The 6,037-nt window shown below is 50.6% G+C and carries 4 protein-coding genes; 3 read left to right on the forward strand and 1 reads right to left on the reverse strand.

What is annotated here, in order from left to right:
• The first annotated feature begins 30 nt into the window (after positions 1 to 30).
• On the forward strand, positions 31 to 1,707 hold the full coding sequence (gene ettA, locus ACTHSP_RS16775; RefSeq protein WP_440346496.1) for an energy-dependent translational throttle protein EttA: 1,677 nt from the start codon (positions 31 to 33) through the stop codon (positions 1,705 to 1,707).
• Between the two features lie 193 nt (positions 1,708 to 1,900).
• On the opposite strand, the gene mtrR is transcribed toward ettA, so the two are convergent.
• Complete coding sequence (mtrR, locus tag ACTHSP_RS16780) at positions 1,901 to 2,536, reverse strand: multidrug efflux system transcriptional repressor MtrR (protein WP_070774417.1); 636 nt, start codon at positions 2,534 to 2,536, stop codon at positions 1,901 to 1,903.
• Between the two features lie 236 nt (positions 2,537 to 2,772).
• On the opposite strand from mtrR, the gene ACTHSP_RS16785 reads away from it, so the two are divergent.
• Together ACTHSP_RS16785 and ACTHSP_RS16790 are read left to right on the forward strand one after the other, a co-directional pair.
• Positions 2,773 to 4,065, forward strand: coding sequence for an efflux RND transporter periplasmic adaptor subunit (locus tag ACTHSP_RS16785; protein ID WP_009311020.1), 1,293 nt, complete (start codon positions 2,773 to 2,775; stop codon positions 4,063 to 4,065).
• A gap of 11 nt (positions 4,066 to 4,076) precedes the next feature.
• The coding region (locus ACTHSP_RS16790) for an efflux RND transporter permease subunit (protein ID WP_440346497.1) at positions 4,077 to 6,037 on the forward strand (1,961 nt) is incomplete at its 3' end.

A 6,037-nucleotide genomic window follows, 5' to 3' on the forward strand; every position in this document is an offset into this window, starting at 1 on the left:
TGAAATTTGTTTGACGGAAACGAGAAAACTATGTCCCAACAATACGTCTATTCTATGCTGCGCGTGAGCAAGGTTGTACCGCCGCAAAAAACCATTATTAAAGACATTTCCCTTTCATTCTTTCCTGGTGCAAAAATCGGTTTGCTCGGTTTGAACGGTGCGGGTAAATCTACTGTACTGCGGATTATGGCGGGCGTGGATAAAGAATTTGAGGGCGAAGCCGTGCCGATGGGCAGCATTAAAATCGGCTACCTGCCGCAAGAGCCCGAGCTTGATCCTGAGAAAACCGTGCGCGAGGAAGTGGAAAGCGGTTTGGGCGAAGTAGCTGCCGCGCAGAAACGTTTGGAAGAAGTGTATGCCGAGTACGCCAATCCTGATGCGGATTTTGACGCGCTGGCGGAAGAGCAGGGCCGCTTGGAAGCAATTATTGCGGCGGGTTCGTCCACGGGCGGTGGTGCGGAACACGAATTGGAAATCGCCGCCGATGCGCTGCGCCTGCCGGAATGGGATGCCAAAATCGGCAATCTGTCCGGCGGTGAAAAACGGCGCGTCGCTTTGTGCAAACTCTTGTTGAGCAAGCCCGACATGTTGCTGCTGGACGAGCCGACCAACCACTTGGATGCGGAATCGGTCGAATGGCTGGAGCAATTCCTCGTGCGCTTCCCCGGCACGGTGGTCGCGGTAACGCACGACCGCTACTTCCTCGACAACGCTGCCGAATGGATTTTGGAACTCGACCGCGGCCACGGTATTCCGTGGAAAGGCAATTACTCGTCTTGGCTGGAGCAGAAAGAAAAACGCTTGGAAAACGAGGCAAAATCCGAAGCCGCGCGTGTAAAAGCGATGAAGCAGGAATTGGAATGGGTGCGCCAAAATGCCAAAGGCCGCCAAGCCAAGTCCAAAGCGCGTCTGGCGCGTTTTGAGGAAATGAGCAACTACGAATACCAAAAACGCAATGAAACGCAGGAAATCTTCATTCCCGTCGCCGAGCGTTTGGGTAACGAAGTAATTGAATTTGTGAATGTTTCCAAATCGTTCGGCGATAAAGTGCTGATTGACGATTTGAGCTTCAAAGTGCCTGCGGGCGCGATTGTCGGCATCATTGGCCCGAACGGCGCGGGTAAATCGACGCTGTTCAAAATGATTGCGGGCAAAGAGCAGCCTGATTCGGGTGAAGTGAAAATCGGCCAAACCGTGAAAATGAGCCTGATCGATCAAAGCCGCGAAGGTTTGCAAAACGACAAAACCGTGTTCGACAACATTGCCGAAGGTCGCGACATTTTGCAGGTCGGACAGTTTGAAATCCCTGCCCGCCAGTATTTGGGTCGTTTCAACTTTAAAGGCAGCGACCAAAGCAAAATCGCTGGACAGCTTTCCGGTGGTGAACGCGGACGTTTGCACTTGGCAAAAACCTTGTTGAGCGGCGGCAATGTGTTGCTGCTGGACGAACCGTCCAACGACCTCGACGTGGAAACCCTGCGCGCGCTGGAAGACGCATTGCTGGAATTTGCCGGCAGCGTAATGGTGATTTCGCATGACCGCTGGTTCCTCGACCGCATCGCCACGCATATCTTGGCGTGCGAAGGCGATTCGAAATGGGTGTTCTTCGACGGCAACTATCAGGAATATGAAGCCGATAAGAAACGCCGTTTGGGCGAAGAGGGCGCGAAACCGAAACGGATTAAATATAAACCGGTAACGCGTTGATAGGAAAATAAGAAAACGTCGTCTGAAAACTTGAAAAAGGGTTTTCAGACGACGTTTTTGTTAAGCAGGGATTGTTCGGGCGTTGTTTGTCTAACGGGTTGATTCATAATATATAACGCCTGTTGAAACAAGGAACGGGTCGTCTGAAAACGTGTGATGCTTGTTTTCAGACGACCTTTTTGTATGCAGTCCGTTATTTTTGCTTACGCAGTTGCGGGTGGTTTTTCAGATTGTCCAAGAGGATGTCAATCATACGCGGTGCGGTTTGGGCAAGGTCGAAACTTTTGTCGGACGAGAGCCAACGCCAAATCAGACCGTCCAGCATCGATTTGATGAAGATGACCGCCATGTCGGTATCCAAATCTTCGGATAAGGCATGTTGTGCGATGGATTTGGTCAGGACTTCGGTAATTTTCTCGCGCCAAATCGATTGATGTTTATCCGCAATGTCGATGACGGCGGCGTTCTGCTCGGTGTGTTCGCATTTTAAAAACAAAATGCTGTGGAATTTATAGTGGATGTCGTTGGTTTGCAGGCGCGTGAAAAAGTGCATCAAGGTGCGGCGGAAAAGCGGCCACTCTTGTTCATCGCTATCGGTCGCGTCCTGATGCATACAGTTTTCGATGTCGTCGCAAATACGCTGGAAGAGGGCGTCGAACAAGTCTTCTTTGTTTTTGAAATGCCAATACAAAGCGCCGCGCGTGACGCCGGCGGCTTGGGCGATTTCGTTGAGGGAAGTGCGCGCGATGCCTTTTTGGTAGAAGGTTTCCAGTGCGGCGAGCATGAGATGTTCTTTGGTTTTAAGGGCTTCGGTTTTGGTTTTCCGCATGATGCCTGTTTCAAGTTAAGTGGAATGTTGGGGATTATAAAAAATACTTTGTATCCATGCAAGCATGTATGTATAATGACTCCTGTAATTGAGATTGGCTCTCAAGTATAAAATAATTTTTCAGACGACCTGCTCCGGATATTGAGGCAGGTTATTGTTGTTTCGGAACCAAAAATCGGCTATGATGACAAAGTATAGGGTAAACCCTCATAACAATTATATAGATAGGAAAAGTAATGGCTTCTTATGCTTCTAAGGTGATGCGCATGGCGGCAATCGCTGCCGCTACTGCGTTGGCTCTTTCAGCGTGTAACAAAGGCACCGATGCGACGCAAGGTGCAAAAGATGGAAAAGGGCAGCAGGCAGCTGCACAAAAAGAAGCTCCGCCACCGGTGGTCGGTGTCGTTACCGTCCATCCTGAAACCGTCGCGCTGACGACCGAGCTGCCGGGTCGGTTGGAGTCGCTGCGTACCGCGGATGTCCGCGCCCAAGTCGGCGGTATCATCCAAAAACGCCTGTTTCAAGAGGGCAGCTATGTCCGCGCCGGACAGCCGCTTTACCAAATCGATAGTTCCACCTATGAAGCAAATCTGGAAAGCTCGCGCGCCCAGTTGGCAAGCGCGCAGGCAACCCTTGCCAAAGCCAATGCCGACTTGGCGCGTTACAAGCCGCTGGTTGCCGCCGATGCCATCAGTAAACAGGACTACGATGCGGCGGTAACGGCGAAACGCTCTGCCGAAGCAAGCGTCAAAGCGGCTCAGGCGGCGATTAAATCTGCCGGTATCAATCTGAACAGGGCGCGCATTACCGCGCCGATTTCAGGTTTCATCGGGCAGTCCAAAGTATCCGAAGGTACGCTGTTGAACGCGGGTGATACGACCGTTCTGGCAACCATCCGCCAAACCAATCCTATGTATGTGAACATCACTCAATCTGCGACCGAAGTAATGAAGCTGCGCCAACAGGTTGCCGAGGGCAAGCTGTCGGGCGTGGACGGTGCGATTGAAGTGGGCATCAAGTTCGACAACGGCGAAGTTTATCCTCATAAAGGCCGTTTGCTGTTCTCCGATCCGTCTGTTAACGAAACGACCGGACAAATCACGCTGCGCGCTTCAGTGCCGAACGACAAAAATATCCTGATGCCCGGTCTTTATGTGCGCGTCTTGATGGAACAAGTGGCTGCCGACAATGCCTTCGTCGTGCCGCAGCAGGCAGTAACGCGCGGTACGAAAGATACTGTAACGATTGTGAACGCCAAAGGCGAAATGGAGCCGCGCGAGGTAACAGTCACCCAGCAGCAGGGAACCAACTGGATTATCACTGCGGGTCTGAACGACGGCGACAAAGTCGTTGTGGACGGCACCAGTATCGCCGCCATGAGTGGCGCGAAAAAGGTAACGCCTAAAGAATGGACATCTCCTGAAAATGCGGCGGCATCTGCTGCCGGAGCTGCTCCGAAAGCTGCTTCCGAAGCGAAAAAAGACGTTCAGATGACCTTTGAAGCCAAACCGGCATCTGCGGCTAAATAAGGAAGGCATCCATGGCTAAGTTTTTTATTGACCGCCCCATTTTTGCATGGGTGATTGCGATTTTTATCATCGCAGCGGGTATTTTCGGCATTCAAAAACTGCCGATTTCCCAATATCCGTCCGTTGCTGCACCGACCATTACTTTGCGCGCTACTTATCCGGGCGCTTCTGCTCAGGTAATGGAAGACAGCGTACTGGCCGTTATCGAACGTAATATGTACGGTGTGGAAGGTTTGGACTATATGACGACTTCTGCCAATTCCAGCGGCAGCGGCAGCGTCAGTCTGACGTTTACACCTGAGACCGATGAAGATTTGGCGCAGGTGGACGTGCAGAACAAATTGTCGGAAGTGTTGTCCACATTGCCGTCTACCGTACAGCAATATGGTGTAACCGTATCTAAAGCGCGTTCCAACTTCTTGCAAGTGGTCATGCTTTCTTCTGAAAAGCAATCCATTGAGGAAATGAACGATTACGCCCAGCGCAATATCATTCCTGAACTGCAGCGTATCGACGGGGTAGGGCAGGTACAATTGTTTGGTGCGCAACGCGCCATGCGTATTTGGGTTGACCCGAAAAAACTGCAAAACTACAACCTGTCTTTTGCAACGGTAACCAATGCGCTTGCGACACAAAACATTCAAATCTCAGCAGGCTCCATCGGTTCTTTGCCGGCGGCTGCAGGTCAGACCATTTCGGCGACCGTTACAGCGCAAGGTCAGCTGAGCACTGCTGAAGAGTTCGGCAACATCATTTTGGTATCCAATACTGACGGCTCGAACGTCTATCTGAAAGACGTTGCCAAAGTCAGCTTGGGTATGCAGGACTATTCTACTTCTACACGCTTGAACGGCGTGAACACCACCGGTATGGCAGTGATGCTGTCTAACAGCGGTAACGCTTTGGCAACGGCGACTGCAGTAAAAGAAAAAATGGCGGTTTTGCAGAAGTATTTTCCAGACGGCATGAGCTGGAAAGTTCCTTACGATACTTCCAAATTTGTGGAAATTTCGATTGAGAAAGTGATCCATTCGCTTTTGGAAGCCATTGTTTTGGTATTCTTAGTGATGTATCTCTTCCTGCAAAACATCCGCTATACGCTGATTCCGACCATTGTTGTACCGATTTCCCTGTTGGGCGGTTTTGCCTTTATCTCATACATGGGTATGTCGATTAACGTATTGACCATGTTTGCGATGGTATTGGTGATCGGTATTGTGGTCGACGATGCGATTGTGGTCGTTGAAAACGTTGAGCGTATTATGGCGAGCGAAGGTCTGTCGCCTAAGGCTGCAACCAAAAAAGCGATGGGTCAGATTTCCGGTGCGGTAATCGGTATTACTGCCGTGTTGATGTCTGTATTTGTGCCGCTGGCGATGTTTAGCGGTGCAACCGGTAACATTTACAAACAGTTTGCCCTGACCATTGCGGCATCGATCGGCTTCTCCGCATTCCTTGCTTTGACGCTGACTCCGGCATTGTGTGCCACCATGCTCAAACCGATTCAGAAGGGTCATCACGAAGAGAAAAAAGGTTTCTTCGGTTGGTTTAACAAAAAATTTGACAACTGGACACACGGCTATGAAGGCTGGGTTGCCAAAGTCTTGCGCAAGACTTTGCGCATGATGGTTGTCTATATTGGTTTGACTGTTGTGGGCGTATTCCTGTTTATGCGTCTGCCGACTTCCTTCTTGCCGTCTGAAGACCAAGGTAACTTGATGTTGAGCGTACAATTGCCTGCCGGTGCAACCAAAGAGCGTACCGATGCAACTTTGGCTCAAATCACTCAACTGGCAAAATCTATACCTGAGATTGAGAACATTATTACCGTTTCCGGCTTCAGTTTTTCAGGCTCCGGTCAAAACATGGCTTTGGGCTTTGTCATTCTGAAAGATTGGAGCGAACGTACTGCTCCGGGCAGCGATGCGACTTCTATTTCCGGTAAGTTGACCGGTATGATGATGGCTACGCT

Source organism: Neisseria sp. P0001.S005 (assembly GCF_051963715.1).